The sequence below is a fragment of the Enterobacter sp. PTB genome, assembly GCF_051130085.1.
GTDB classification, from domain to species: Bacteria; Pseudomonadota; Gammaproteobacteria; order Enterobacterales; family Enterobacteriaceae; genus Enterobacter; species Enterobacter ludwigii.
Map to the genome: position 1 here is coordinate 83,042 of NZ_JBDKEE010000013.1, position 26,999 is coordinate 110,040.

The window sequence follows — 26,999 nt, forward strand, 5'->3', positions numbered from 1 at the left end:
CCCGTTCAGTCTCCCTCCAGCTCGCCTCAATGTTAATAAAACAGGAAATATGTTGCTGGTTTTTTGGGTGAATTAACAAAAGCGTGTCTCAGATCAAGAAAATACTCCTATTTGGGGGGAGGAATCGTTGGCAAATCCTGTCAAAATAGGAGGGTTATTTTTTTTACTTCCAAAACGGACACGATTCAACAACATGCATTTGACGTAAACTCAGGTACCCACCAGGGTTAAAGGGCACCAAATGTTAATGAGAATCGCTCGATGTAATTTAATGTGAAGAAACCTTTGTTAAAGTTGACAAAAGGTTATAGAAAGGAGTAAAAAACCCCATCATTTTGCTGTCTACGTCTCATTTCTGACAGTTAGTGTAAGGTTTTTCGTTCCTCCCCATGAATCGATGTGATGCCCATCTGCCAGCAAGAGCAGTGTCGTAGGTATCACTTTTGATGAGTAAGCAATGAGTATGTCAACATCCACAGAAGTCATCGCTCATCACTGGGCATTCGCAATCTTTCTTATTGTAGCCATTGGCCTGTGCTGCCTGATGTTAGTCGGCGGCTGGTTCCTGGGCGGTCGCGCCCGTGCAAGGCACAAGAACACACCTTTCGAATCAGGTATTGATTCAGTAGGTTCCGCTCGCTTACGCCTGTCTGCCAAGTTCTATCTGGTAGCCATGTTCTTCGTCATCTTTGACGTGGAAGCGCTTTACCTTTTCGCATGGTCAACTTCCATCCGCGAAAGTGGTTGGGTGGGCTTTGTCGAGGCCGCAATTTTCATTTTAGTGTTACTGGCCGGTCTGGTTTATCTGGTGCGTATTGGCGCGCTTGACTGGACGCCTGCGCGTTCACGTCGTGAACACATCAACCCGGAAAACAGTATCTCTAATCGTCAGCAGTAACAGCGAGGCAATAAGATGGATTATACGCTCACCCGCATAGATCCTAACGGTGAGAATGACCGTTACCCCCTGCAAAAACAGGAGATCGTAACCGACCCCCTGGAGCAAGAAGTCAATAAAAGCGTGTACATGGGCAAACTCGAGCATGCCATGCACGATATGGTCAACTGGGGTCGTAAGAACTCCATCTGGCCTTACAACTTTGGCCTTTCTTGCTGCTACGTTGAAATGGTGACGTCATTCACTGCGGTGCATGACGTTGCGCGTTTTGGGGCAGAGGTACTGCGTGCTTCCCCACGTCAGGCTGACCTGATGGTGGTGGCAGGTACATGCTTTACCAAGATGGCACCTGTTATTCAGCGTCTGTATGACCAGATGCTGGAGCCAAAATGGGTTATTTCCATGGGCGCATGTGCAAACTCTGGCGGTATGTACGACATTTATTCCGTCGTACAGGGCGTAGATAAGTTTATTCCAGTGGATGTTTACATCCCGGGTTGTCCGCCGCGTCCGGAAGCTTACATGCAGGCGCTGATGCTGCTGCAGGAGTCTATCGGTAAAGAACGTCGTCCGCTCTCCTGGGTGGTTGGCGATCAGGGTGTTTACCGCGCCAACATGCAGTCTGAGCGCGAGCGTAAACGCGGCGAACGTATTGCAGTAACCAATCTGCGTACGCCTGACGAAATTTAATTTGCGCCTGTGGGCATGGAGTAAACCTTCGCATATCACTACTCAAATAGCGCGAAGCCACGCCCTACAGTCACCACGGACCATTTGCAATGGTGAACAATATGACCGACTTAACCGCGCAAGAAGCCGCCTGGCAAACACGGGATCATCTGGATGATCCTGTCATTGGCGAACTGCGCAACCGTTTTGGGCCGGATGCCTTTACTGTTCAGGCGACCCGCACCGGGGTACCCGTTGTTTGGGTGAAGCGTGAGCAATTACTGGAAGTGGTCGATTTCCTCAAGAAATTGCCAAAACCTTACGTCATGCTGTTTGACTTACACGGCATGGATGAACGTCTGCGTACGCACCGCCAGGGTCTCCCTGCTGCGGATTTTTCCGTTTTCTACCACCTGATCTCAATAGACCGTAATACGGATATCATGCTCAAGGTGGCATTGTCTGAAAACGACATGCATCTGCCGACGATCACTAAACTTTTCCCGAACGCTAACTGGTATGAGCGTGAAACCTGGGAAATGTTCGGGATGACCTTCGACGGCCACCCGCATCTGACGCGCATCATGATGCCGCAGACGTGGACCGGCCACCCGCTGCGTAAAGACTATCCGGCACGTGCGACTGAATTCGACCCGTTTGAGCTGACGAAAGCCAAGCAGGATCTGGAGATGGAAGCGCTGACCTTCAAGCCGGAAGACTGGGGCATGAAACGCGGGACGGAAAACGAGGACTTCATGTTCCTCAACCTCGGTCCAAACCACCCCTCTGCGCACGGTGCTTTCCGTATTATTCTTCAGCTTGATGGCGAAGAGATTGTCGACTGCGTACCGGACATCGGTTACCACCACCGTGGTGCTGAGAAGATGGGCGAGCGTCAGTCCTGGCACAGCTACATTCCGTATACCGACCGTATCGAGTACCTCGGCGGTTGCGTAAACGAAATGCCTTACGTGCTGGCCGTTGAGAAACTGGCAGGTATCACCGTACCGGATCGCGTTAACGTCATCCGCGTGATGCTCTCCGAACTGTTCCGTATCAACAGCCACCTGCTGTATATCTCCACGTTCATTCAGGACGTTGGCGCGATGACCCCGGTCTTCTTTGCCTTTACTGATCGTCAGAAAATCTACGATCTGGTAGAAGCCATCACCGGTTTCCGTATGCACCCGGCCTGGTTCCGTATCGGCGGTGTGGCACACGATCTGCCGCGCGGCTGGGAGCGTCTGCTGCGTGAATTCCTCGACTGGATGCCAAAACGTCTGGCTTCTTACGAGAAAGCCGCACTGCGTAACACCATCCTGAAAGGCCGTTCCCAGGGCGTTGCAGCCTACGGTGCGAAAGAAGCGCTGGAGTGGGGTACGACAGGTGCGGGTCTGCGCGCAACCGGTATTGATTTCGACGTGCGTAAAGCCCGTCCTTACTCTGGCTATGAAAACTTCGACTTCGAAGTCCCGGTTGGCGGCGGTGTTTCCGACTGCTACACCCGCGTGATGCTGAAAGTTGAAGAGTTGCGCCAGAGTCTGCGCATCCTTGAGCAGTGCCTCAACAACATGCCGGAAGGCCCGTTCAAGGCGGATCACCCGCTGACGACGCCGCCGCCGAAAGAGCGCACGCTGCAACATATCGAAACCCTGATCACCCACTTCCTGCAGGTTTCCTGGGGTCCGGTCATGCCGGCGCAAGAATCCTTCCAGATGATTGAAGCGACCAAGGGTATTAACAGTTACTACCTGACCAGTGACGGCAGCACCATGAGCTACCGTACCCGCGTGCGTACACCAAGCTTTGCGCACCTGCAGCAGATCCCGTCCGCCATCCGCGGCAGTCTGGTCTCCGACCTGATTGTGTATCTGGGTAGTATCGATTTTGTTATGTCAGATGTGGACCGCTAATTATGCACGAGAATCAACAACCACAAACCGAGGCTTTTGAGCTGAGTGAAGCAGAACGTGCCGCTATTGAGCACGAGATGCACCACTACGAAGACCCGCGTGCGGCGTCCATTGAAGCGCTGAAAATCGTACAGAAACAGCGTGGTTGGGTGCCGGATGGGGCGATCTATGAGATCGCAAAAGTGCTGGGCATTCCGGCAAGTGACGTAGAAGGCGTAGCCACGTTCTACAGCCAGATCTTCCGTCAGCCGGTGGGTCGCCATGTGATCCGCTACTGTGACAGCGTGGTTTGTCACATTACCGGTTATCAGGGCATTCAGGCAGCGATTGAGAAAAAGCTCAATATCAAGCCAGGCCAGACCACGTTCGATGGCCGCTTTACGCTGCTGCCAACCTGCTGCCTGGGGAACTGCGACAAGGGGCCGACCATGATGATTGATGAGGATACTCACAGTTATCTGACGCCGGAAGCCATTCCTGACCTGCTGGAGCAGTACAAATGAAAACTGTAATTCGTACTGCTGAAACTCATCCACTGACCTGGCGTCTGCGTGATGACAAACAGCCGGTATGGCTCGACGAATACCAGAGCAAAAACGGCTATGCCGGTGCGCGTAAAGCCCTGGGCGGCATGGCGCCGGACGACATTGTCAGTGCGGTCAAAGACGCTGGCCTGAAAGGGCGCGGCGGCGCAGGCTTTTCCACCGGTCTGAAGTGGAGCCTGATGCCAAAAGACGAATCTATGAACATCCGTTACCTGCTGTGTAACGCTGATGAAATGGAGCCGGGCACCTATAAAGACCGCCTGCTGATGGAACAGCTGCCGCACCTGCTGGTGGAAGGCATGCTGATCTCCGCGTTCGCGCTGAAAGCGTACCGGGGTTACATCTTCCTGCGCGGTGAATACATCGAAGCGGCTGAAAACCTGCGTCGCGCGATTGCCGAAGCCACTGAAGCGGGCCTGCTGGGTAAAAACATCCTTGGCACCGGTTTTGACTTCGAGCTGTTCGTGCACACCGGGGCAGGGCGTTATATCTGTGGTGAAGAGACCGCACTGATTAACTCCCTTGAAGGCCGCCGTGCGAACCCACGTTCCAAGCCACCGTTCCCGGCAAGCTCTGGCGTCTGGGGTAAACCGACCTGTGTAAACAACGTCGAAACCCTGTGTAACGTCCCGGCAATCCTCGCCAATGGCGTGGAGTGGTATCAGGGCATCTCGAACAGTAAAGATGCCGGTACCAAGCTGATGGGCTTCTCCGGTCGTGTGAAGAACCCTGGCGTCTGGGAACTGCCGTTTGGCACCACCGCACGTGAAATTCTTGAAGACTACGCTGGCGGCATGCGTGATGGCCTGAAATTCAAAGCCTGGCAGCCAGGCGGTGCAGGGACCGACTTCCTGACCGAGGCCCATCTTGATCTGCCGATGGAATTCGAAAGCATTGGTAAAGCAGGCAGCCGTCTGGGTACGGCGCTGGCGATGGCCGTCGACCACGAGATCGGCATGGTATCGCTGGTGCGTAACCTCGAAGAGTTCTTTGCCCGCGAGTCCTGCGGCTGGTGTACACCGTGCCGTGATGGTCTGCCGTGGAGCGTGAAGATCCTGCGTGCTATCGAACGTGGCGAAGGCCAGCCTGGCGATATCGAGACACTTGAGCAACTGTGTCGATTCCTGGGTCCAGGGAAAACCTTCTGTGCCCACGCACCAGGCGCCGTTGAGCCACTGCAGAGCGCGATTAAATATTTCCGCGACGAATTCGAAGCAGGCATCAAGCAGCCGTTCAGCAATACCCATGCCATCAATGGGATTCAGCCGAACCTGCTGAAAGCGCGCTGGTAAAACAGAATTTTGATTAACGCTCAGTTACGACTGAGCCAACTGGAAGCATGCTAATGGCTACGATTCATGTAGACGGCAAAGAGTATGAGGTCAACGGGGCGGACAACCTGCTGGAAGCTTGTCTGTCACTCGGCCTTGATATTCCGTATTTTTGCTGGCATCCGGCGCTGGGCAGCGTCGGTGCTTGCCGCCAGTGTGCGGTGAAGCAATATCAAAACGCGGAAGACACGCGTGGTCGCCTGGTGATGTCCTGTATGACGCCAGCCACCGAAGGCACTTTTATTTCGATTGATGACGAAGAAGCCAAACAGTTCCGTGAAAGCGTTGTGGAATGGTTGATGACCAACCACCCGCACGATTGCCCGGTCTGTGAAGAGGGCGGTAACTGCCACCTTCAGGATATGACCGTAATGACCGGTCACAGCTTCCGTCGCTATCGCTTTACCAAACGTACCCACCGCAACCAGGATCTGGGGCCGTTCATCTCTCACGAAATGAACCGCTGCATCGCCTGCTACCGCTGCGTGCGTTACTACAAAGATTACGCAGACGGACAAGATCTGGGCGTGTATGGCGCGCATGACAACGTCTACTTCGGTCGTCCGGAAGACGGTACGCTGGAAAGCGAATTCTCCGGTAACCTGGTCGAGATTTGTCCAACCGGCGTCTTCACCGATAAAACCCACTCCGAGCGTTACAACCGTAAGTGGGACATGCAGTTTGCACCAAGCATCTGCCAGCAGTGTTCGCTGGGCTGTAACACCAGCCCGGGTGAGCGCTATGGCGAACTGCGTCGTATTGAAAACCGTTATAACGGTACCGTTAACCATTACTTCCTGTGCGACCGCGGTCGTTTCGGCTACGGCTACGTGAACCTGAAAGACCGTCCACGTCAGCCCGTTCAACGCCGTGGTGATGACTTCATCACCCTGAACGCTGAACAGGCGATGCAGGGCGCGGCAGATATTCTGCGCCAGTCGAAGAAAGTGATCGGTATCGGCTCCCCGCGCGCCAGCATCGAAAGTAACTTCGCGCTGCGTGAGCTGGTTGGGCCGGAAAACTTCTACACCGGTATCGCTCAGGGCGAGCAGGAACGTCTGCAGCTGGTACTGAAAGTGCTGCGTGAAGGCGGTATTCATACCCCAGCGCTGCGTGAAATTGAATCTTATGATGCGGTTCTGGTGCTGGGTGAAGATTTGACGCAGACCGGCGCTCGCGCTGCCCTGGCGGTTCGTCAGGCTGTCAAAGGTAAAGCTCGTGAAATGGCGGCGGCTCAAAAAGTGGCTGACTGGCAGATTGCGGCAATCCTCAATATCGGTCAGCGTGCGAAGCATCCTCTGTTTGTGACCAACGTCGACAACACGCGTCTGGACGATATCGCGGCGTGGACCTACTGCGCGCCGGTTGAAGACCAGGCCCGTCTTGGCTTTGCGATTGCTCATGCGCTGGACAGCAATTCTCCGGCCGTTGAAGGTCTCGATCGCGACCTGCAGAACAAAGTTGATGTGATTGTTCAGGCCCTGGCGGGTGCGAAGAAACCCCTGATTGTTTCCGGGACTAACGCCGGTAGCGCGGAGATCATTCAGGCTGCCGCGAACGTGGCTAAAGCGCTGAAAGGCCGTGGTGCAGACGTTGGCGTGACCATGATTGCCCGTGCGGTGAACAGCATTGGTCTGGGAATGATTGGCGGTGGCTCTCTGGAAGCTGCGTTAAGCGAACTGGAATCCGGTGCTGCTGACGCCGTTGTGGTGCTGGAAAACGACCTGCATCGCCATGCTTCTGCCGCACGCGTTGACGCAGCGCTCTCCAAAGCGCCGCTGGTGATGGTAATTGACCATCAGCGCACTGCGATCATGGACAAAGCGCACCTGGTGCTCTCTGCGGCAAGCTTCGCGGAAAGCGACGGTACGGTTATCAACAACGAAGGCCGCGCACAGCGTTTCTTCCAGGTGTATGACCCGGCGTACTACGACAGCAACACCATAATGCTGGAAAGCTGGCGCTGGCTGCACTCTCTGCACAGCACCGTTCAGAGCCGTGAAGTGGACTGGACGCAGCTCGACCATGTTATCGACGCGGTCGTGGAAAAACTGCCTCAGCTGGCTGGCATCAAAGATGCGGCTCCTGACGCAAGCTTCCGTATTCGTGGCCAGAAACTGGCGCGTGAACCGCACCGTTACAGCGGTCGTACCGCGATGCGTGCCAACATCAGCGTTCACGAACCTCGTCAGCCGCAGGATAAAGACACGATGTTTGCCTTCTCAATGGAAGGGAACAACCAGCCGTCTGCACCGCGCTCTCAGGTTCCGTTCGCATGGGCACCAGGCTGGAACTCCCCGCAGGCATGGAACAAATTCCAGGCTGAAGTGGGCGGCTCTCTGCGCCACGGTGACCCGGGCGTGCGTCTGATTGAAGCTTCAAACACCGGTCTGGACTTCTTCACCACCGTGCCGGCGAGCTTCCAGGCGCAGGAAGGGAACTGGCGTATTGCGCCGTACTACCATCTGTTCGGCAGTGACGAATTGTCCCAGCGTTCTCCGGTATTCCAGAGCCGCATGCCGCAACCGTACATCAAGCTTAACCCGGCAGATGCCGCGAAGCTTGGCGTTAACGCGGGTGCGAACATCGCCTTTAGCTATGATGGCCAGACAATCAGCTTGCCGCTGATTATCTCTGAAAGTCTGACAGCAGGGCAGGTGGGTCTGCCGATGGGTATGCCTGGCATCGCGCCGGTACTGGCGGGTGCGCGTCTTGATAATCTGCAGGAGGCAAAAGCATGAGTTGGTTAACGCCGGATCTTATCGACATCCTGCTGAGCATTCTGAAAGCGATAGTTATCCTGCTGGTGGTCGTCACCTGCGGCGCGTTCATGAGCTTTGGTGAACGTCGTCTGCTCGGTCTGTTCCAGAACCGTTACGGACCGAACCGCGTGGGCTGGGGTGGTTCACTCCAGCTGGTAGCGGACATGATCAAGATGTTCTTTAAAGAGGACTGGATCCCGCGCTTCTCTGACCGCGTGATCTTTACTCTGGCACCGATGATCGCCTTTACCTCGCTGCTGCTGGCGTTCGCGATTGTTCCTGTCAGCCCGACCTGGGTGGTGGCTGACCTGAACATCGGCATTCTGTTCTTCCTGATGATGGCAGGCCTCGCCGTGTATGCGGTGCTGTTCGCGGGCTGGTCCAGTAACAACAAATACTCCCTGCTGGGTGCGATGCGTGCTTCTGCGCAGACGCTGAGCTACGAAGTATTCCTGGGGCTTTCCCTGATGGGTGTGGTGGCGCAAGCCGGTTCATTCAACATGACCGACATCGTCAACAACCAGGCTGACATCTGGAACGTTATCCCGCAGTTCTTTGGTTTTATTACCTTTGCTATCGCGGGCGTGGCGGTGTGTCACCGTCACCCGTTTGACCAGCCAGAAGCCGAACAGGAACTGGCCGACGGTTACCACATCGAATATTCCGGTATGAAATTCGGTCTGTTCTTCGTGGGCGAGTACATCGGTATTGTCACCATTTCCGCGTTGATGGTAACGCTGTTCTTTGGTGGCTGGCATGGCCCGTTCTTACCGCCGTTCATCTGGTTCGCGCTGAAAACCGCGTTCTTCATGATGATGTTCATTTTGATTCGCGCAGCGTTACCGCGTCCGCGTTATGACCAGGTAATGTCCTTCGGCTGGAAAGTGTGCCTGCCGCTTACGCTCATCAACTTGCTGGTAACGGCGGCTGTCATTCTCTGGCAGCAGCCATAAGGGGCTATAGACCATGACCTTAAAAGAATTATTGGTAGGTTTCGGCACTCAGGTACGCAGTATCTGGATGATCGGCCTGCACGCGTTTGCCAAACGCGAAACCCGGATGTACCCGGAAGAGCCGGTATATCTGCCGCCGCGCTACCGTGGCCGTATCGTGCTGACGCGCGATCCGGACGGTTCAGAGCGCTGCGTTGCCTGTAACCTGTGTGCGGTAGCGTGTCCGGTGGGCTGTATCTCTCTGCAGAAAGCAGAGACGGTAGATGGCCGCTGGTATCCTGAGTTCTTCCGCATCAACTTCTCACGCTGCATTTTCTGCGGTCTGTGTGAAGAAGCGTGCCCAACCACGGCGATTCAGCTGACCCCGGACTTCGAACTGGGTGAGTATAAGCGTCAGGACCTGGTGTACGAGAAAGAGGATCTGCTGATTTCCGGTCCGGGCAAATACCCGGAATATAACTTCTACCGGATGGCGGGTATGGCAATCGACGGCAAAGATAAGGGCGAAGCAGAGAACGAAGCTAAGCCTATCGACGTCAAGAGCCTGTTACCGTAAGGAGAGGGCAATGGAATTCGCTTTTTATATCTGTGGCCTTATCGCCATCCTGGCTACGCTGCGAGTGATTACGCACACCAATCCGGTGCATGCGCTGCTGTACTTAATTATCTCGCTGCTGGCTATTTCCGGGGTGTTCTTTGCGCTGGGTGCGCACTTTGCTGGTGCGCTGGAGATCATCGTCTACGCCGGGGCCATCATGGTGCTGTTCGTCTTCGTGGTGATGATGCTGAACCTGGGCGGCTCTGAAATTGAGCAGGAACGTCAGTGGTTAAAACCGCAGGTCTGGATTGGCCCGGCGATCCTGTCGGCCATCATGCTGGTGGTCATTGTTTACGCCATTCTGGGTGTGAATGATCAGGGCATCGACGGCACGCCAATCGGCGCTAAAGAGGTGGGTATTACGCTGTTTGGCCCATACGTCCTGGCGGTTGAACTGGCCTCTATGCTGCTGCTGGCGGGCCTGGTTGTTGCCTTCCACGTTGGCCGCGAAGAGCGTGCTGGTGAGTTGCTGAGCAACCGCACTGACGACCGCGCGAAAAGAAAAACGGAGGAACGCGCATGATCCCCTTAACACATGGACTGATCCTCGCTGCGATTTTATTCGTTCTGGGCTTAACCGGTCTGGTTATCCGCCGCAATCTGCTGTTTATGCTGATCGGTCTGGAAATCATGATTAACGCCTCCGCGCTGGCCTTCGTGGTCGCCGGAAGCTACTGGGGCCAGACCGATGGTCAGGTGATGTACATTCTCGCCATCAGCCTCGCGGCTGCCGAAGCGAGTATTGGCCTGGCGCTGCTACTGCAGCTCCATCGTCGCCGCCAGAACCTGAACATCGATTCAGTAAGTGAGTTGCGTGGATGAACATGCTTGCCTTAACCATTATTTTTCCGCTGATTGGCTTCGTGCTGCTGGCGTTTTCTCGTGGCCGCTGGTCTGAGAATCTGTCCGCCACCGTCGGCATGGGCTCTGTGGGTCTGGCTGCGCTGGTGACAGCGTATGCGGGTATCGACTTCTTTAATAACGGGCGTCAGGCCTTCAGCGTACCGCTGTGGACCTGGATGTCGGTCGGTGATTTCAACATCGGTTTCAACCTGGTGCTGGATGGTCTCTCTCTGACCATGCTCTCCGTGGTGACCGGCGTGGGCTTCCTGATCCACATGTTTGCCTCCTGGTATATGCGCGGTGAAGAGGGTTACTCCCGCTTCTTCGCCTACACCAACCTGTTTATCGCGAGCATGGTTGTTCTGGTGCTGGCCGATAACCTGCTGTTGATGTATCTCGGCTGGGAAGGCGTGGGTCTCTGTTCTTATCTGCTGATCGGCTTCTACTATACCGATCCGAAGAATGGCGCAGCGGCCATGAAAGCGTTTGTCGTGACCCGTGTGGGTGACGTCTTCCTCGCCTTCGCGCTGTTCATTCTCTACAACGAACTGGGTACGCTGAATTTCCGCGAAATGGTGGAACTGGCGCCAGCGCACTTCGCTGCCGGCAATGACATGCTGTGGTGGGCAACGCTGATGCTGCTGGGTGGTGCCGTGGGTAAATCCGCGCAGCTGCCGTTGCAGACATGGCTGGCCGACGCGATGGCAGGTCCAACGCCTGTCTCCGCGCTGATCCACGCCGCAACCATGGTTACCGCTGGGGTCTACCTGATTGCGCGTACGCATGGTCTGTTCCTGATGACGCCGGAAATTCTGCATCTGGTGGGTATCGTTGGTGCGGTAACGCTGGTGCTGGCAGGCTTTGCCGCGCTGGTTCAAACCGACATCAAACGCGTTCTCGCGTACTCCACCATGAGCCAGATTGGTTATATGTTCCTGGCACTGGGTGTTCAGGCATGGGACGCAGCCATTTTCCACCTGATGACGCACGCGTTCTTTAAAGCCCTGCTGTTCCTCTCATCCGGTTCCGTGATTCTGGCCTGCCACCACGAGCAGAATATCTTCAAGATGGGCGGACTGCGTAAGTCCATTCCGCTGGTTTATGTCTGCTTCCTGGTGGGCGGCGCGGCGCTGGCGGCACTGCCGCTGATTACCGCGGGCTTCTTCAGTAAGGACGAAATCCTTGCCGGTGCCATGGCGAATGGTCATATCAATCTGATGGTTGCGGGTCTGGTCGGTGCGTTCATGACCTCCCTGTATACCTTCCGTATGATTTTCATCGTATTCCACGGTAAAGAACAAATTCACGCTCACGCAGGGAAGGGGATTACTCATCACCTGCCGCTGATTGTGCTGCTGGTACTCTCCACCTTCGTTGGCGCACTGATTGTGCCACCGCTGCAGGGCGTACTGCCGGACACCACCGAGCTTGAGCACGGTCGCGTTCTGACGCTTGAAATCACCTCGGGTGTGGTCGCTATCGCGGGCATCCTGATCGCAGCATGGCTGTGGCTGGGCAAACGTACGCTGGTGACTGCCGTTGCCAACAGTGCGCCAGGCCGCCTGCTGGGGACCTGGTGGTACAACGCGTGGGGCTTCGACTGGCTGTACGACATGATCTTCGTCAAGCCGTTCCTGGGCATTGCGTGGCTGCTGAAACGCGATCCGCTGAACTCCCTGATGAATATCCCGGCGATCCTTTCCCGCTTTGCAGGTAAAGGCCTGCTGTTCAGCGAGAACGGTTACCTGCGCTGGTATGTGGCGTCCATGAGCATCGGTGCGGTTGTCGTGCTGGCGCTGCTGATGGTGTTGCGTTGATCGTTAAGTGAATTTTATTCGAATTCGTTGAAAATCAGGCCCCTGCTGGGGGCCTTAAAAAGGAATGTAAATCGCCATGTTACTACCCTGGCTAATATTAATTCCCTTCATCGGCGGCTTCCTGTGCTGGCAGACTGAACGCTTTGGCGTGAAGATGCCGCGCTGGATCGCGCTGATCACCATGGGATTGACGCTCGCGCTTGGTCTGCAACTGTGGTTGCAGGGTGGCTACTCTCTGACGCAGTCTGCGGGGATTCCGCAGTGGCAGTCTGAATTTATTCTGCCGTGGATCCCGCGTTTTGGGATAACCATTCACCTGGCTATCGACGGTCTGTCGCTGCTGATGGTGGTGCTGACGGGTCTGCTCGGCGTTCTGGCGGTACTCTGCTCCTGGCGAGAAATTGAAAAATACCAGGGCTTCTTCCACCTGAACCTGATGTGGATCCTGGGCGGCGTTATCGGCGTATTCCTTGCCATCGACATGTTCCTGTTCTTCTTCTTCTGGGAGATGATGCTGGTGCCGATGTACTTCCTGATCGCGCTATGGGGCCATAAGGCGTCCGACGGTAAAACGCGTATCACGGCGGCAACCAAGTTCTTCATCTATACCCAGGCGAGCGGTCTGGTAATGTTGATTGCGATTCTGGCGCTGGTGTTTGTTCACCACACGGCGACCGGTATCTGGACCTTCAACTATGAAGACCTGCTGAAGACCCCGATGTCTCACGGTGTGGAATACCTGCTGATGCTGGGCTTCTTCATTGCCTTCGCGGTGAAAATGCCGGTGGTTCCCCTGCACGGCTGGCTGCCAGACGCGCACTCACAGGCGCCAACGGCGGGTTCCGTTGACCTGGCGGGGATCTTGCTGAAAACCGCGGCCTACGGTCTGCTGCGTTTCGCTCTGCCGCTATTCCCGAATGCGTCCGCTGAGTTCGCGCCAATTGCGATGTGGCTTGGTGTGATCGGTATCTTCTACGGTGCCTGGATGGCCTTCACGCAGTACGACATTAAACGTCTGATTGCGTACACCTCCGTTTCCCACATGGGCTTTGTACTGATTGCCATCTACACCGGCAGCCAGCTGGCTTACCAGGGGGCGGTTATCCAGATGATTGCGCACGGTCTGTCCGCAGCCGGTCTCTTCATCCTGTGTGGTCAGCTGTACGAACGTCTTCACACCCGTGACATGCGTATGATGGGCGGTCTGTGGAGCAAAATTAAATGGCTGCCAGCGCTCTCTATGTTCTTCGCGGTGGCCACGCTGGGTATGCCAGGCACCGGTAACTTCGTCGGCGAATTTATGATTCTGTTCGGCAGCTTCAAAGTGGTGCCGGTCATTACCGTGATCTCCACCTTTGGTCTGGTGTTCGCTTCCGTTTACTCGCTGGCGATGCTGCACCGCGCTTACTTCGGTAAAGCGAAGAGCGAAATTGCTGCAAAAGAACTGCCGGGGATGTCGCTGCGTGAGCTGTTCATCATCCTGCTGCTGGTCGTACTGCTGGTGCTGTTGGGCTTCTTCCCGCAGCCAATTCTGGATACCTCGCACTCCGCGATGGGGAATATCCAGCAGTGGTTTGTTAATTCTGCTTCTACTACAAGGCCGTAATTCGCCATGACAATAACTCCACAACAACTGATCGCGCTGCTACCGCTGCTGATCGTCGGATTGACGGTGGTGGTTGTGATGCTCTCCATTGCGTGGCGACGCAATCACTTCCTGAATGCCACGCTGTCGGTCATCGGTCTGAACGCCGCATTGGTCTCTCTCTGGTTTGTTGGCCAGGGCGGGGCGATGGACGTCACTCCACTGATGCGCGTTGACGGCTATGCCATGCTGTACTCGGGTCTGGTTCTGCTGGCGAGCCTGGCAACCTGTACGTTTGCGTACCCATGGCTGGAAGGCTACAACGACAACAAAGAAGAGTTTTACCTGCTGGTACTGATTGCCGCGTTGGGCGGTATTCTGCTGGCGAATGCGAACCATCTGGCTGCGCTGTTCCTCGGTATTGAGCTTATCTCTCTGCCGCTGTTCGGTCTGATTGGTTACGCTTTCCGTCAGAAACGTTCTCTGGAAGCGAGCATCAAGTACACCATTCTGTCTGCTGCCGCGTCGTCTTTCCTGCTGTTTGGTATCGCGCTGCTGTACGCACAGTCCGGAAACCTCTCTTTCATGTCGCTCGGCAAGAGCCTCGGCGACGGTATGCTGCACGAACCGCTGCTGCTGGCGGGTCTGGGCATGATGATTGTTGGCCTTGGCTTTAAGCTCTCTCTGGTTCCGTTCCACCTGTGGACGCCAGACGTCTACCAGGGCGCGCCTGCTCCAGTCTCAACCTTCCTGGCGACGGCGAGCAAAATCGCTATCTTCGGGGTGGTGATGCGTCTGTTCCTGTATGCGCCGGTGGGTGACAGCGAAGCGGTTCGCGTGGTGCTGGGCATCATTGCGTTTGCTTCCATCATCTTCGGTAACCTGATGGCGCTGAGCCAGACCAATATTAAACGTCTGCTGGGCTACTCATCTATCTCCCATCTGGGCTACCTGATGGTGGCACTGATTGCGTTGCAGAGCGGTGAGATGTCGATGGAGACCGTCGGTGTTTACCTGGCCGGTTACCTGTTCAGCAGCCTCGGCGCGTTCGGCGTGGTGAGCCTGATGTCCAGCCCGTACCGTGGTCCGGATGCAGATTCCCTGTTCTCCTACCGTGGTCTGTTCTGGCACCGTCCGATTCTGTCCGCCGTTATGACCGTAATGATGCTCTCTCTGGCGGGTATTCCGATGACGCTGGGCTTTATCGGTAAGTTCTACGTGCTGGCAGTGGGTGTGCAGGCACACCTGTGGTGGCTGACGGCGGGCGTGGTTATCGGCTCTGCAATCGGTCTCTACTACTACCTGCGTGTGGCCGTGAGTCTGTATCTGAGTGCACCTCAGCAACTGAACCGCGATGCGCCGCGTAACTGGCAGTACAGCGCCGGTGGTATCGTGGTACTGATCTCCGCGCTGCTGGTACTGATCTTCGGTATCTATCCACAGCCGCTGATCACCATCGTGCAGCACGCGATGCCGCTGATGTAATCACGTTGCTGTTTGACCGCAGTGAATAAAAAAACCCGCCTCGGCGGGTTTTTTGTTGGCTTGCGGCCTTGCCCTGTCGGGAAGGCGTGAGCCTGCTGAAAGTTAAGCCAGCTGTTTACGGCTAATCAGCGGACCGTCAATCTTCTTCATTGACCGATCCAGGACTTCTTCAATGACTGACGACAGTTCATTGAGTTCAAACTTTGCCACGTAACCGTCGGCTTTCACCTTGCGAATATGATCTTCGTTAGCATTGCCGGAGAGGGAAGAGTGGATCACCACCGGAATATCTTTCAACAGTGGGTCGGTTTTGATTTTACGCGTCAGGGTAAAGCCGTCCATCTCCGGCATTTCCAGGTCGGTCAGCACCAGTGCAATCTTATCGGTAATCGGCACACCTTCAGCCTGAGCCTGTGCCGCCAGCACGCTAATTTTCTCCCACGCGTCTTTGCCGGTGATATGCAGCTGCGCCGGGATCTCCATCGCCTGCAGACCTTTTTCCAGCATCGAGCGTGCCACTTTAGAGTCTTCGGCGACAATCGCGACGGCACCGGGCTTGATGTGGAATTTCGTGGTCTTCAGATCCGTGGCATGCAGGTCGTGGTTGGCCGGGGTGATGTCATACAGGATCTGCTCAACGTCGAGCACCATCGCCAGCTCATTGGTATCGGTCTTCTCATCCAGACAGGCGATACTGGTGATGTACCGCCCGCTGACGGCAGTTTCCGCCGCGTGCACCTGCTTCCAGTCAAGACGCATGATGTTCTCAACGGATTCCACCGCAAAAGCCTGCACGCTGCGGGCATATTCCGTGATCAGCAGGATGTTCAGCCCGGTGGTTGGCTTACAGCCCGCCACGGCGGCCAGGTCGATCACCGGGATAACCTGATCGCGAATATTCACCATGCCCATCAGCGGTGATTTCATCCCGGCGGGTTTCGTGAACTCTGGCATCGGCACAATTTCACGCAGCTTAAAGACGTTAATGCCAAACAGCTCGGATTTATTTGCGTTCAGAGAGGTGCCAAGACGGAACAGCAACAGTTCAAAACGGTTCGACAGGGTGAGATTCGCCCTGTCATCAATATCTTTCTGGAAATTATCCATTCTACCCTCGAGAGAAATGCTGACCTTTTAATCGTTATCGGCACTCTGAGAGAAAAATGAAGGACTAAACGCTGACCTTAGCGAAATCTTCGGCCAGCTCACATTCCTGGAACCGTTCACGGCACTCTGCCAGCAGGCGTTGACAGCCCCGGGCGTCGTAGCGCGAGCTGACATGGGTGACGATCAGTTTCCCGACGCCCGCGTCACGCGCAAGCTGCGCCGCCTGGTGCGTAGAGCTATGGCCCCGGCTGTTGGCTTTCTCTTCCATCGCCGCCTCCAGGGTGGCTTCATGCACCATGAGATCCACACCCTGCGCCAGCAGCAACGCCGCCGGGCACGGGGCTGTGTCGCCAAGAATCGCCAGTTTTTTCCCGGGCTGCGGGGCGGCGAGATAATCCTGCCCGTTGATGATGCGCCCGTCTTCCAGCGTCACGGTTTCGCCCTGCTTCAGGCGCTGGAACAGCGGCCCGGGTTTGATTCCGTCGGCCAGTAATGCCGACGCATTGAGCGCACCGGGTTTATCCTGCTCCTCAATGCGATAACCATAGCACTCTACAGGATGGCTCAGGGGTTGGGCTGTCACCCGATAAACCCCGTCATCCAGCACCAGACCAGTGGTTATCTCCACCACCTCCAGGGGATAATCTGTCCATGAGCCGCTCAGGCGCAGCGTGGTGTCGACAAATTCCCGAATACCCGCAGGCCCGTAAATCGTCAGCGGGTTGGCATTGCCCGCCATTGAGCGGCTGCACAGCAGGCCAGGCAGGCCAAACAGATGGTCGCCATGCAGATGGGTAATGAAAATGTTATCCAGTTTGCCGGGATGATACGGGGTATGTAACAGCTGATGCTGCGTCCCTTCACCGCAGTCAAAAAGCCATAATCCACCCCGCGTCGGGTGCTGCAAATCCAGCAGAATCGCGGTCACATTTCGTGATCGGGTTGGCACTCCAGCGGACGTACCGAGAAAAATCAGTTCCATAACGTAATCAGCCCTTTGCCGAACGGGGAGGGGTTTAGTATAACGTGATGAACCCAGGAAGGAGACTGACATGATCCAGTGGCAAGATTTACACCATAGTGAGCTCACGGTAACGTCACTTTACGCGCTGCTCAAACTGCGCTGCGAAGTGTTTGTTGTTGAACAAACCTGCCCGTATCAGGATATCGATGGCGATGATCTTATTGGCGAGAATCGCCATATTCTTGGCTGGCGGGACAACGCGCTGGTGGCGTATGCGAGGATTCTGAAAAGCGAAGACGATTTTGAGCCTGTCGTGATTGGTCGCGTGATTATCAGCGGCAACGCGCGTGGTGAAAAACTGGGCTATCAGCTGATGGAAAAAACGCTGGAAGCGTGCCAAAAACAGTGGCCGGACAAGGCATTATATCTGGGCGCGCAGGCGCACCTGCAACCGTTTTACGGGCATTTTGGGTTTACCCCCGTGACGGACGTGTACGATGAGGACGGTATTCCACACATCGGCATGGCGCGGGAAGCGAAACAGGCGTAATGGCGAGTCGTTGGCTATAGTTAGCGGACTGGTGTACTAACATGGAGAAAAATATGTCATTTCAATCCTGGGATACCCGTATCGATGACGACCTGGCCTTGCTGAGCGAAACGCTGGAAGAGGTGTTACGTTCGTCGGGCGACCCTGCCGATCAGAAATATATTGAGCTGAAAGCCCGTGCCGAAAAAGCGCTGGATGATGTTAAAAATCGCGTCAGCCATGCTTCGGACAATTACTATTACCGCGCGAAAAAGGCGGTATACCGTGCCGATGATTACGTCCATGAAAAACCATGGCAAGGCATCGGGGTAGGGGCAGCTGTCGGACTGGTGCTGGGGCTGCTTTTAGCCCGCCGTTAACGTTCCTTATACGGTTAACCACTCCCTATACGTGGGTACTGCTATTTATGGTCAGTACCCCGTATAATATGCGGTTTTAACAGGGAGAGGTTCGCGTGAATTCGATTTCCACCGCGCTGGAGCATCTGCGTAGCCAGCTTACGCAAGCGTTACCCACTGCACCCGGTTTACATCACTTCGACGTCTCTTTCCCGTTAAACGACGCCTTCGATCCCCTGGCCTGGCTGGGCGTTCAGCATTGCTATCCTCAGTTTTACTGGCAACAGCGTAACGGTGATGAAGAACTTGCTGCGCTTGGTGCCGTCGCGCATTTCTCCTCTCTGGCATTTGCCTCACAGTTTTTGCAGGCGCATGATGCGGCCCGCGACACGCGTATCTGCGGCCTGAATGCGTTTAATCCCGAGCAGGGCAGTCTGTTTTTACCGCGTCTGCTGTGGCGACGTACCGCCGGACAGGCCACGTTACGCCTGCAGCTGTGGAGCGACAGTTCACTTCACGATGATGCCCGCGCCGCGCTGGATTTTCTCCAGCAACTCGGTGAGGCGAGACCCATTCGTCCACTGTCCGTTGAGGTTGTGCAGGAAAAGCATCATCCGGAACAACCCGAATGGCTGCGCCTTATCCGCAAGGCAACCCAGACCATCGCTCGCGGTGATTTTGAAAAGGTGGTGCTCGCCCGGGCAACCGACCTGCAGTTTAAGCACTCTGTTAACCCTGTCGCACTGATGGCTGCCAGCCGCGCCCTGAACCTGAACTGCTACCATTTCTGCATGGTATTCGATGCCAGCAACGCGTTTCTCGGCTCGACCCCCGAGCGCCTGTGGCGCAGACGCGGCAAGCTGCTGCGCACGGAAGCGCTGGCAGGCACCGTCGCCAGCCATACCGATGATAAACAGGCCGAACGGCTGGGCGACTGGCTGATGAACGACGACAAAAATCAGCGTGAAAATATGCTGGTAGTGGAAGATATTTGCCAGCGGCTCCAGCACCATACCCAGACGCTGGAGGTGCTGCCCGCCCAGGTTGTACGGCTGCGTAAAGTACAGCATCTGCGTCGCTGTATCTGGACCGAGCTCAAACACGCTGACGATGCACAATGCCTGCATGTTCTGCAGCCCACGGCGGCCGTCGCCGGTCTGCCGCGTCAGGCGGCGCGCGACTTTATCCGCCACAACGAGCCGTTCGACCGCGAGTGGTACGCCGGTTCTGCCGGGTATTTATCCCCTGAACAAAGCGAATTCTGCGTGGCGTTGCGTTCTGCCCGTGTTTACGAAGACGCCCTGCGGCTGTACGCCGGGGCGGGAATTGTCAGCGGCTCTGACCCGGAGCAGGAGTGGCAGGAGATAGAAAACAAAGCGGCCGGACTGCGCTCTCTGCTCCTAAGGGATTAAGACTGATTCGCGCAATCCCGATTCATATCAAAATTCCAATTTTTTCTATTATTTATACTGTGTCGCATTCTTGATACCGGACAATCTCATGTCAGTAAGTTCTTTTAACCGACGCTGGGCGGCGGTGATCCTTGAAGCCCTGACTCGCCATGGTGTCAGGCACGTGTGTATTGCACCGGGTTCTCGTTCAACCCCGCTGACGCTGGCGGCCGCTGAAAACCGGGCATTTATTCACCACACTCATTTTGATGAACGCGGGCTTGGCCATCTGGCGCTGGGGCTGGCGAAAGTCAGCAACGAGCCTGTGGCGGTGATTGTGACCTCCGGTACAGCGGTGGCAAACCTCTATCCGGCGCTGATCGAAGCCGGATTAACCGGGGAGAAACTGATCCTGCTGACCGCGGATCGTCCCCCCGAGCTTATCGACTGTGGCGCCAACCAAGCCATTCGTCAGCCGGGCATCTTTGCCTCGCATCCTTCACAGGCAATCGCGTTACCGCGTCCTACTCAGGATATTCCGGCAAGCTGGCTGGTCTCGACAATCGATCATGCCATCGGGACACTGCGCAGCGGGGCGCTGCATATTAACTGTCCGTTTGCCGAACCGCTGTATGGCGAAATGGATGACACCGGTCTTGAATGGCAGCGCACCCTGGGTGAGTGGTGGCAAAGTGAAAAGCCGTGGCTGCGTGCACAACCGCATCCTGAAAGCGCCAGACAACGTGACTGGTTCTTCTGGCGGCAGAAACGTGGCGTGGTGGTTGCCGGGCGCATGAGCGCCGCGCAAGGCAAGCTGGTTGCGGAATGGGCGCAAACCCTTGGCTGGCCGCTGATTGGCGACGTACTTTCCCAGACCGGTCAGCCGCTGCCGTGTGCCGATCTCTGGCTGGGGAATGCGAAGGCGGTCACCGAGCTTGCGCAGGCGCAGATTATTGTCCAGCTCGGCTCAAGCCTGACCGGTAAACGGTTACTGCAGTGGCAGGCTACCTGTGATCCAGAAGAGTACTGGCTGGTGGACTCGCTGGACGGGCGGCTCGACCCGGCACACCATCGTGGTCGTCGTCTGGTCAGTGAGATTGACGCCTGGCTTGCGCTCCATCCGGCTGAAAAACGCAAGCCCTGGGCCGTTGCGATCCCGGCGCTTTCGGAACAGGCCTGGGCGTTAACCCAGGCGAGCTGCGAAACGTTCAGTGAGGCCGGGCTGGCACACCGTATTCGTCAGTATCTGCCCGAGCAGGGGCAGCTGTTTGTCGGCAACAGTCTGGTGGTTCGCCTGATAGATGCCTTTTCAAAGCTGCCAGCCGGTTACCCGGTCTACAGTAACCGGGGGGCCAGCGGCATTGACGGGTTGATCTCCACGGCGGCGGGCGTACAGCGTGCCAGCGCGAAGTCTACGCTGGCGATCGTTGGCGATCTCTCCGCGCTGTACGACCTCAATGCCCTGGCGCTGCTGCGTCAGGTTTCGGCACCGTTTGTGCTGATTGTGGTTAACAACAACGGTGGACAGATTTTCTCCCTGCTGCCCACCCCGCAGAGCGAACGTGAGCGTTTCTATCTGATGCCCCAGAACGTGCAGTTTGAACACGCCGCGGCAATGTTCAGCCTGAAATACCATCGCCCGGAAAGCTGGGAGGCGCTTGATGCGGCCCTCAGCAGCGCCTGGCGACAGCCCGGTGCGACGCTGATCGAGCTGGTGGTGAACGATGCTGACGGCGCGCAGAAACTGCAAAGCCTGCTGGCCCAGGTAAGCCACCTGTGATCCTCGCGGGCGTGCAGCAGGCTGGAAAGCCAGGTTATCCCTGGCTGGTCTTTTTGCACGGTTTTTCCGGGGATTGCCGTGAGTGGCAGACGGTCGGGGCGGCGCTGAGCGATTACCCGCAGCTGTATCTCGACCTGCCGGGGCACGGTGATTCCGGCAATACTGGCGTGACCGGGTTCGAGGAGATGAGCGATTTGCTGACCCGAACCCTGCTTAGTTACAACATACTGAATTTCTGGCTGGTGGGGTACTCCCTCGGCGGCCGCATTGCGATGTTCCATGCCTGCCAGCAGCCAGAGGGGCTGAAGGGCATTATTGTGGAAGGCGGCCATCCCGGGCTACAGGATGCCGGTGAGCGGAGTGCGCGGCTGGCATCCGATCGCCGCTGGGCGCGGCGCTTTCGCACCGAATCGCTCGACGTGGTTTTCACCGACTGGTACCGACAACCTGTATTTGCTTCCCTGACGGACGTTCAGCGGCAGGCGCTTATTCGCCTGCGTAGCCAGAACAATGGCGCGACTCTGGCGATGATGCTCGAGGCCACCTCGCTGGCCATGCAGCCTGATTTACGTCCGGCACTGAGCGCCTGCAACGTCGCTTTTGATTATTTATATGGTGAACGTGATGAGAAGTTCAAAGCCCTTGCGGCTGAACTGCACGCCGTACGCCATGCGATTCCCCATGCCGGACACAACGCCCACCGGGAAAACCCCGCTGCGGTTGCTTCGAGTCTGGCTCAGATACTGCGTCTTCGAATAAAGGACTCTCTATGATCTATCCTGATGAACACATGCTCTATGCGCCGGTTGAATGGCAAGACTGCTCCGAAGGTTACTCCGACATTCGTTACCACAAATCCGCAGACGGCATTGCCAAAATCACCATCAACCGCCCGCAGGTGCGTAACGCGTTCCGTCCGCTGACCGTCAAAGAGATGATTCAGGCGCTGGCAGACGCGCGCTATGACGACAACATCGGTGTTATCGTCCTGACCGGCGAAGGTGAAAAAGCGTTCTGTGCCGGTGGCGATCAGAAAGTGCGCGGCGATTACGGCGGATACCAGGATGACTCTGGCGTTCACCACCTGAACGTGCTCGATTTCCAGCGCCAGATCCGCACCTGTCCAAAACCGGTGGTGGCGATGGTGGCAGGCTACTCCATCGGCGGCGGCCATGTGCTTCACATGATGTGTGACCTGACCATTGCCGCAGAGAACGCCATCTTTGGCCAGACGGGCCCGAAAGTGGGGTCGTTCGATGGTGGCTGGGGGGCTTCCTACATGGCTCGCATTGTCGGTCAGAAAAAAGCCCGCGAAATCTGGTTCCTGTGCCGTCAGTACACTGCTCAGGAAGCGCTGGATATGGGTCTGGTGAACACCGTGGTGCCAATTGCCGACCTCGAGAAAGAGACCGTGCGCTGGTGTCGTGAAATGCTGCAAAACAGCCCAATGGCGCTGCGCTGCCTGAAAGCGGCCCTGAATGCCGACTGTGACGGTCAGGCAGGTCTGCAGGAGCTGGCAGGTAACGCCACCATGCTGTTCTACATGACCGAAGAAGGGCAGGAAGGTCGCAACGCCTTTAACGAAAAACGCCAGCCTGACTTCAGCAAATATAAACGGAATCCGTAATGCGTCGCGCGCAGGTTTACCGCTGGCAGATACCGATGGACGCGGGCGTGGTGCTGCGTGAACGGCGGTTAAAAACCCGTGATGGCATGCTGGTGCATCTGCAGCAGGGCGAGCAGGAAGGCTGGGGCGAGATTTCGCCGCTGCCGGGCTTTAGCCTTGAATCGCTGGAGGACGCGCAGGCGGTATTGCTGGCGTGGGCCAGTGAGTGGCGTGAGGGCGCGAACCCGGCGTTGCCGGAGGTGCCTTCCGCGGCTTTTGGTATTAGCTGCGCGCTGGCGGAGCTGGACGGTAGCTTGCCTGCAGAGGCTAATTACCGCGCGGCACCGCTCTGTACGGGCGATCCGGATGAACTGTTTGCGCTGCTCGCCGCCATGCCGGGCGAGAAAGTGGCGAAAATCAAAGTCGGTCTCTATGAAGCGGTGCGCGATGGAATGGTCGCTAACCTCTTACTGGAAGCATTGCCCGACCTGCATCTGCGTCTGGATGCTAACCGCGCCTGGACGCCGCTGAAGGCGCAGCAGTTCGCGAAGTACGTAAACCCGGCGTACCGCAGTCGTATCGCGTTTCTGGAAGAGCCGTGTAAAACTCGCGACGATTCCCGGGCGTTTGCCCGTGAAACCGGCATTGCCATCGCGTGGGATGAAAGCCTGCGTGAAGACGGCTTTGCGTTTGTCGCCGAACCGGGTGTCCGCGCGGTGGTCATTAAACCGACGTTGACCGGCAGCCTTGCTAAGGTACGCGAGCAGGTCGCGGCGGCCCATGCCGCCGGGCTGACGGCGGTCATTAGCTCTTCGATTGAGTCCAGCCTGGGGCTAACCCAACTGGCGCGCATTGCCGCCTGGTTAACGCCAGACACTGTCCCCGGTCTCGATACGCTGAACCTGATGCAAAATCAGCTTATCCGCCCGTGGCCAGACAGCACGCTGCCGCTCCTTGACGTTGAGGGGCTGGAGCCATTGCTATGAGTTTTACCGACTGGCCGTGGCGACACTGGTGCGCGCAGTATGCTGATAAACCGGCCCTGAGGCTGAACGATGAGACGCTCAGCTGGCAACAGCTGTGTGCGCGCATCGACAGACTGGCCGCGGGCTTTCAGCTGCAGGGTGTGCAGGAGGGCGACGGCGTACTGCTGCTGGCGCATAACCACCCGCAAACCCTGATGGCGTGGCTGGCATTGCTTCAGTGCGGGGCACGTATTCTTCCCGTTAACCCGCAGCTGCCGCACCCGTTGCTGGACGTGTTGCTCCCGCAGATGACGCTGCGCTTTGCCCTGGTGCTGGGCGGCGTCTACGACGGGCTGGTCGCGCTCAGCATGCGCGAGGCGCCGGGCGGGTGTCGCGTGGCGTGGCAACCGTCGCGGCTGGCTTCCATGACGCTGACATCCGGTTCAACCGGTTTACCCAAGGCGGCGGTCCATACCTGTGCCGCCCATCTTGCCAGTGCGCGCGGCGTGCTTTCGCTGATGCCCTACGGCGATGAAGACGACTGGCTGCTCTCCCTGCCGCTGTTTCATGTCTCCGGGCAGGGGATTTTGTGGCGCTGGCTGCAGGCAGGCGCGCGCTTAACCGTCCGCGAGAAGCAGCCGCTGGTGCAGGCCCTGCAGGGCTGTACGCATGCCTCACTGGTACCGACGCAGCTCTGGCGTCTGCTTAATGCACACCAGCCTGTCGCGCTGAAAGCCGTACTGCTTGGCGGGGCCGCGATCCCCGTTGATCTGACTCAGCAGGCGAGCCAGCGGGGGATCCGCACTTTCTGTGGCTACGGTCTGACGGAGTTTGCCTCAACGGTTTGTGCCAAAGAGGCGGACGGTGAACCGGACGTCGGCGCTGCGCTGCCGGGCAGAGAGGTGCGGGTGGTTGACGGTGAAGTGTGGATCAAAGCGCAAAGTATGGCCGCAGGTTACTGGCGGGACGGTGCATTGATTCCGCTGACCAATGCACAGGGCTGGTTTGCCACCCGCGATCGCGGGGAATGGCATGACGGGCGCCTGACGATCCTTGGCCGAATGGACAACCTCTTTTTCAGCGGGGGCGAAGGGATCCAGCCGGAAAGCCTTGAGCGGGTTATTGCCCGCCATCCGCAGATAAACCAGGCGTTTATCGTCCCACTCGATGACGCCGAGTTCGGTCAGCGTCCGGTGGCGGTGGTGGAGTGTGAACCGGGAACCGATATCACCGGCTTCCCAGCATGGGTACAGGGTAAACTGGCGCGCTTTGAGCAGCCGGTGCACTGGCTGATGCTGCCGGCAGAGCTTAAAAATGGCGGGATTAAGATCTCCCGCCAGGCATTAAAACAGTGGGTCACCCGTCTGTTGAAAGGATAATCAACCGATATCCGGTGCCGGTTTGCGCTGGCGGCGACGCAGCAGACGCAATACCGGTGGAACCACAATCACCAGGATGGCCATCGCTAACAGCACCTTCGTCACGCTACTGTCCCACAGAATAGACATATTGCCGTTGCTGATGGACAAGGCGCGGCGCAGGTTCTGCTCCAGCATCTCTCCCAGCACAAAGCCTAAAATCAGCGGCGACATCGGGAAGTGCATCTTACGCAGGATGTAGCCCAGTACGCCAAGCAGCACCATCAGCACCAGATCGAAAGTGGTGCTGTGTACCGCATACACCCCCACCGCAGAGACGGCCGCAATAGCCGGCACCAGGAACCACAGGGGAATTGTCAGCATCCGGGTGAACAGACCAATCAGCGGAATGTTCATGACCAGCAGCATCACGTTGGCGATCAGCAGCGCTGCAATCAGCCCCCAGACAATATCCGGCTGCTCGGTAAACATGGCCGGTCCAGGCGTAATGTTATAGAGCGTCAGCGCGCCCATCATCACCGCCGTGGTGCCCGAGCCCGGCACGCCAAGGGTCAGCATCGGGATAAACGAACCGCAGGCCGAGGCGTTATTCGCAGCCTCTGGGGCCGCTACCCCGCGAATGTCCCCCTTGCCGAAGCTGTCACTGTTGCCGCTGAGCTTTTTCTCGGTCATGTAAGTGATGGCGCTGGCGATGGTGGCCCCGGCCCCCGGCAGAATGCCGACGAAGAAGCCAATCACCGACGAACGCAGCGTCGCGCCGATACACTGTGCGCCCTCTTTGGCACTGAAAAGCATGCGGCCCGTTTTACGCACCAGCGTCTGTCCGCTGCTGGTATGTTCCAGCATCAATAAAATTTCAGAGACCGAGAACAGGCCAATCACGACTACGATAAACTGCACGCCGTCGGAAAGGTGCACGCTGTCAAAGGTAAAGCGATAAACCCCGGTGTTGGCATCCACGCCGACGGTGGCTAACCCTAAGCCAATCAGCGCGGACAAAAACGATTTCAGCGGATTCTGCGCCATCATGCTGCCGAGACAGGCGATGGCAAAGACCATCAGCGCAAAATACTCTGCCGGACCAAACGCCAGCGACCACTGGGCCAGCGCTGGGGCAAACAGAATGATACCGCCGATGGCAATCAGTGAACCACAAAACGAACTGACCGCGGAGATGGACAGCGCCACGCCACCGCGACCCTGCCGTGCCATCGGGTAGCCATCCAGCGCGGTCATAATGGCCGCCGCATCGCCGGGCACGTTCAGCAGGATGGAGGAAATACGCCCGCCATATTCACAGCCGATATAGACCGTCGCCAGCAGGATCAGCGCCGATTCCGCAGGCAGATGCAGGGCAAACGCCAGCGGGAGTAAAATGGCAACGCCGTTAATCGGCCCAAGGCCGGGCAGTAGACCCACAATGGTCCCGACAAAGCAGCCGATCAGGGCTATCACCAGGTTTTCGGGGGTCATCGCCACGGCGAACCCCTGCGAGAGATAAATCCAGGTATCCATAGCGT

At 57.0% G+C, this 26,999-nt stretch carries 24 protein-coding genes; 21 read left to right on the plus strand and 3 right to left on the minus strand.

What is annotated here, in order from left to right; genetic code table 11:
- Window positions 1-457: 457 nt before the first annotated feature.
- From nuoA to nuoN, 13 genes are all read left to right on the plus strand, one after another.
- The gene (gene nuoA, locus AAIR21_RS16725; protein ID WP_014171000.1) at window positions 458-898 is read left to right on the plus strand and encodes an NADH-quinone oxidoreductase subunit NuoA; all 441 of its coding nucleotides are present in this window, start codon (window positions 458-460) and stop codon (window positions 896-898) included.
- 15 nt (window positions 899-913) lie between these two features.
- Window positions 914-1,588, plus strand: coding sequence for an NADH-quinone oxidoreductase subunit NuoB (nuoB, locus tag AAIR21_RS16730; RefSeq protein ID WP_003861482.1), 675 nt, complete (start codon window positions 914-916; stop codon window positions 1,586-1,588).
- Between the two features lie 89 nt (window positions 1,589-1,677).
- Window positions 1,678-3,480: an NADH-quinone oxidoreductase subunit C/D gene (nuoC, locus tag AAIR21_RS16735; RefSeq protein ID WP_014170999.1), complete on the plus strand. Its 1,803-nt coding sequence runs from the start codon at window positions 1,678-1,680 to the stop codon at window positions 3,478-3,480.
- 2 nt (window positions 3,481-3,482) lie between these two features.
- On the plus strand, window positions 3,483-3,983 hold the full coding sequence (gene nuoE, locus AAIR21_RS16740) for an NADH-quinone oxidoreductase subunit NuoE (protein ID WP_014170998.1): 501 nt from the start codon (window positions 3,483-3,485) through the stop codon (window positions 3,981-3,983).
- Window positions 3,980-5,317 (plus strand): NADH-quinone oxidoreductase subunit NuoF, encoded by a 1,338-nt coding sequence (gene nuoF / locus AAIR21_RS16745; RefSeq protein ID WP_014170996.1) that lies wholly within the window; start codon window positions 3,980-3,982, stop codon window positions 5,315-5,317. Before nuoE ends, nuoF begins: the two co-directional genes overlap by 4 nt.
- 53 nt (window positions 5,318-5,370) lie before the next feature.
- The gene (gene nuoG, locus AAIR21_RS16750; protein ID WP_047356570.1) at window positions 5,371-8,097 is read left to right on the plus strand and encodes an NADH-quinone oxidoreductase subunit NuoG; all 2,727 of its coding nucleotides are present in this window, start codon (window positions 5,371-5,373) and stop codon (window positions 8,095-8,097) included.
- The gene (nuoH, locus tag AAIR21_RS16755) at window positions 8,094-9,071 is read left to right on the plus strand and encodes an NADH-quinone oxidoreductase subunit NuoH (protein WP_014170994.1); all 978 of its coding nucleotides are present in this window, start codon (window positions 8,094-8,096) and stop codon (window positions 9,069-9,071) included. Before nuoG ends, nuoH begins: the two co-directional genes overlap by 4 nt.
- A 13-nt stretch (window positions 9,072-9,084) precedes the next feature.
- Window positions 9,085-9,627: an NADH-quinone oxidoreductase subunit NuoI gene (gene nuoI, locus AAIR21_RS16760; RefSeq protein ID WP_003861491.1), complete on the plus strand. Its 543-nt coding sequence runs from the start codon at window positions 9,085-9,087 to the stop codon at window positions 9,625-9,627.
- A 10-nt stretch (window positions 9,628-9,637) separates the two neighbouring features.
- Window positions 9,638-10,192: an NADH-quinone oxidoreductase subunit J gene (nuoJ, locus tag AAIR21_RS16765; RefSeq protein ID WP_014170993.1), complete on the plus strand. Its 555-nt coding sequence runs from the start codon at window positions 9,638-9,640 to the stop codon at window positions 10,190-10,192.
- A complete protein-coding gene (gene nuoK / locus AAIR21_RS16770; protein WP_003861496.1) occupies window positions 10,189-10,491 on the plus strand; it encodes an NADH-quinone oxidoreductase subunit NuoK in 303 nt (100 codons plus the stop codon). The genes nuoJ and nuoK overlap by 4 nt, the downstream gene beginning before the upstream one ends.
- Window positions 10,488-12,329: an NADH-quinone oxidoreductase subunit L gene (nuoL, locus tag AAIR21_RS16775; protein WP_014170992.1), complete on the plus strand. Its 1,842-nt coding sequence runs from the start codon at window positions 10,488-10,490 to the stop codon at window positions 12,327-12,329. The genes nuoK and nuoL overlap by 4 nt, the downstream gene beginning before the upstream one ends.
- 76 nt (window positions 12,330-12,405) lie before the next feature.
- Complete coding sequence (gene nuoM / locus AAIR21_RS16780) at window positions 12,406-13,935, plus strand: NADH-quinone oxidoreductase subunit M (protein WP_014170991.1); 1,530 nt, start codon at window positions 12,406-12,408, stop codon at window positions 13,933-13,935.
- Window positions 13,936-13,941: 6 nt separating this feature from the next.
- Window positions 13,942-15,399, plus strand: a complete 1,458-nt coding sequence (nuoN, locus tag AAIR21_RS16785) for an NADH-quinone oxidoreductase subunit NuoN (protein ID WP_183516127.1) — start codon at window positions 13,942-13,944, stop codon at window positions 15,397-15,399.
- Window positions 15,400-15,501: 102 nt separating this feature from the next.
- Here the strand turns inward: nuoN and AAIR21_RS16790 are convergent, their stop codons facing one another.
- Together AAIR21_RS16790 and rnz are read right to left on the minus strand one after the other, a co-directional pair.
- Window positions 15,502-16,506, minus strand: a complete 1,005-nt coding sequence (locus AAIR21_RS16790; RefSeq protein WP_014170989.1) for a chemotaxis protein — start codon at window positions 16,504-16,506, stop codon at window positions 15,502-15,504.
- A 64-nt stretch (window positions 16,507-16,570) separates the two neighbouring features.
- Window positions 16,571-17,488, minus strand: coding sequence for a ribonuclease Z (gene rnz / locus AAIR21_RS16795; protein ID WP_020883146.1), 918 nt, complete (start codon window positions 17,486-17,488; stop codon window positions 16,571-16,573).
- 70 nt (window positions 17,489-17,558) lie between these two features.
- Between rnz and AAIR21_RS16800 the strand changes: the two genes are divergently transcribed.
- The 8 genes from AAIR21_RS16800 (at window position 17,559) to menE (ending at window position 25,479) form a co-directional block, all read left to right on the plus strand.
- Window positions 17,559-18,020: a GNAT family N-acetyltransferase gene (locus AAIR21_RS16800; protein WP_014170987.1), complete on the plus strand. Its 462-nt coding sequence runs from the start codon at window positions 17,559-17,561 to the stop codon at window positions 18,018-18,020.
- Window positions 18,021-18,073: 53 nt separating this feature from the next.
- The gene (elaB, locus tag AAIR21_RS16805; protein WP_020883147.1) at window positions 18,074-18,379 is read left to right on the plus strand and encodes a stress response protein ElaB; all 306 of its coding nucleotides are present in this window, start codon (window positions 18,074-18,076) and stop codon (window positions 18,377-18,379) included.
- A 95-nt stretch (window positions 18,380-18,474) separates the two neighbouring features.
- Window positions 18,475-19,770: an isochorismate synthase MenF gene (gene menF / locus AAIR21_RS16810; RefSeq protein WP_047356568.1), complete on the plus strand. Its 1,296-nt coding sequence runs from the start codon at window positions 18,475-18,477 to the stop codon at window positions 19,768-19,770.
- An 88-nt stretch (window positions 19,771-19,858) separates the two neighbouring features.
- Entirely contained in the window at window positions 19,859-21,529 is a 1,671-nt protein-coding gene (gene menD, locus AAIR21_RS16815) for a 2-succinyl-5-enolpyruvyl-6-hydroxy-3-cyclohexene-1-carboxylic-acid synthase (RefSeq protein WP_047356567.1), read from the plus strand.
- Complete coding sequence (gene menH / locus AAIR21_RS16820; protein WP_183516128.1) at window positions 21,526-22,302, plus strand: 2-succinyl-6-hydroxy-2,4-cyclohexadiene-1-carboxylate synthase; 777 nt, start codon at window positions 21,526-21,528, stop codon at window positions 22,300-22,302. Before menD ends, menH begins: the two co-directional genes overlap by 4 nt.
- Complete coding sequence (menB, locus tag AAIR21_RS16825; RefSeq protein ID WP_014170982.1) at window positions 22,299-23,156, plus strand: 1,4-dihydroxy-2-naphthoyl-CoA synthase; 858 nt, start codon at window positions 22,299-22,301, stop codon at window positions 23,154-23,156. The genes menH and menB overlap by 4 nt, the downstream gene beginning before the upstream one ends.
- The gene (gene menC / locus AAIR21_RS16830; protein ID WP_149376357.1) at window positions 23,156-24,121 is read left to right on the plus strand and encodes an o-succinylbenzoate synthase; all 966 of its coding nucleotides are present in this window, start codon (window positions 23,156-23,158) and stop codon (window positions 24,119-24,121) included. The genes menB and menC overlap by 1 nt, the downstream gene beginning before the upstream one ends.
- Window positions 24,118-25,479: an o-succinylbenzoate--CoA ligase gene (gene menE, locus AAIR21_RS16835; protein WP_183516129.1), complete on the plus strand. Its 1,362-nt coding sequence runs from the start codon at window positions 24,118-24,120 to the stop codon at window positions 25,477-25,479. Before menC ends, menE begins: the two co-directional genes overlap by 4 nt.
- On the opposite strand, the gene AAIR21_RS16840 is transcribed toward menE, so the two are convergent.
- The gene (locus tag AAIR21_RS16840) at window positions 25,480-26,994 is read right to left on the minus strand and encodes a tripartite tricarboxylate transporter permease (protein ID WP_014170979.1); all 1,515 of its coding nucleotides are present in this window, start codon (window positions 26,992-26,994) and stop codon (window positions 25,480-25,482) included.
- Between the last annotated feature and the right edge of the window lie 5 nt (window positions 26,995-26,999).

Bases quoted from the DNA above. Each gene is read 5' to 3' on its own strand.
- nuoA (WP_014171000.1), top strand. From the start codon at position 458: ATGAGTATGTCAACATCCACAGAAGTCATCGCTCATCACTGGGCATTC.
- nuoB (WP_003861482.1), top strand. From the start codon at position 914: ATGGATTATACGCTCACCCGCATAGATCCTAACGGTGAGAATGACCGT.
- nuoC (WP_014170999.1), top strand. From the start codon at position 1,678: ATGGTGAACAATATGACCGACTTAACCGCGCAAGAAGCCGCCTGGCAA.
- nuoE (WP_014170998.1), top strand. From the start codon at position 3,483: ATGCACGAGAATCAACAACCACAAACCGAGGCTTTTGAGCTGAGTGAA.
- nuoF (WP_014170996.1), top strand. From the start codon at position 3,980: ATGAAAACTGTAATTCGTACTGCTGAAACTCATCCACTGACCTGGCGT.
- nuoG (WP_047356570.1), top strand. From the start codon at position 5,371: ATGGCTACGATTCATGTAGACGGCAAAGAGTATGAGGTCAACGGGGCG.
- nuoH (WP_014170994.1), top strand. From the start codon at position 8,094: ATGAGTTGGTTAACGCCGGATCTTATCGACATCCTGCTGAGCATTCTG.
- nuoI (WP_003861491.1), top strand. From the start codon at position 9,085: ATGACCTTAAAAGAATTATTGGTAGGTTTCGGCACTCAGGTACGCAGT.
- nuoJ (WP_014170993.1), top strand. From the start codon at position 9,638: ATGGAATTCGCTTTTTATATCTGTGGCCTTATCGCCATCCTGGCTACG.
- nuoK (WP_003861496.1), top strand. From the start codon at position 10,189: ATGATCCCCTTAACACATGGACTGATCCTCGCTGCGATTTTATTCGTT.
- nuoL (WP_014170992.1), top strand. From the start codon at position 10,488: ATGAACATGCTTGCCTTAACCATTATTTTTCCGCTGATTGGCTTCGTG.
- nuoM (WP_014170991.1), top strand. From the start codon at position 12,406: ATGTTACTACCCTGGCTAATATTAATTCCCTTCATCGGCGGCTTCCTG.
- nuoN (WP_183516127.1), top strand. From the start codon at position 13,942: ATGACAATAACTCCACAACAACTGATCGCGCTGCTACCGCTGCTGATC.
- AAIR21_RS16790 (WP_014170989.1), bottom strand. From the start codon at position 16,506: ATGGATAATTTCCAGAAAGATATTGATGACAGGGCGAATCTCACCCTG.
- rnz (WP_020883146.1), bottom strand. From the start codon at position 17,488: ATGGAACTGATTTTTCTCGGTACGTCCGCTGGAGTGCCAACCCGATCA.
- AAIR21_RS16800 (WP_014170987.1), top strand. From the start codon at position 17,559: ATGATCCAGTGGCAAGATTTACACCATAGTGAGCTCACGGTAACGTCA.
- elaB (WP_020883147.1), top strand. From the start codon at position 18,074: ATGTCATTTCAATCCTGGGATACCCGTATCGATGACGACCTGGCCTTG.
- menD (WP_047356567.1), top strand. From the start codon at position 19,859: ATGTCAGTAAGTTCTTTTAACCGACGCTGGGCGGCGGTGATCCTTGAA.
- menB (WP_014170982.1), top strand. From the start codon at position 22,299: ATGATCTATCCTGATGAACACATGCTCTATGCGCCGGTTGAATGGCAA.
- menC (WP_149376357.1), top strand. From the start codon at position 23,156: ATGCGTCGCGCGCAGGTTTACCGCTGGCAGATACCGATGGACGCGGGC.
- menE (WP_183516129.1), top strand. From the start codon at position 24,118: ATGAGTTTTACCGACTGGCCGTGGCGACACTGGTGCGCGCAGTATGCT.
- AAIR21_RS16840 (WP_014170979.1), bottom strand. From the start codon at position 26,994: ATGGATACCTGGATTTATCTCTCGCAGGGGTTCGCCGTGGCGATGACC.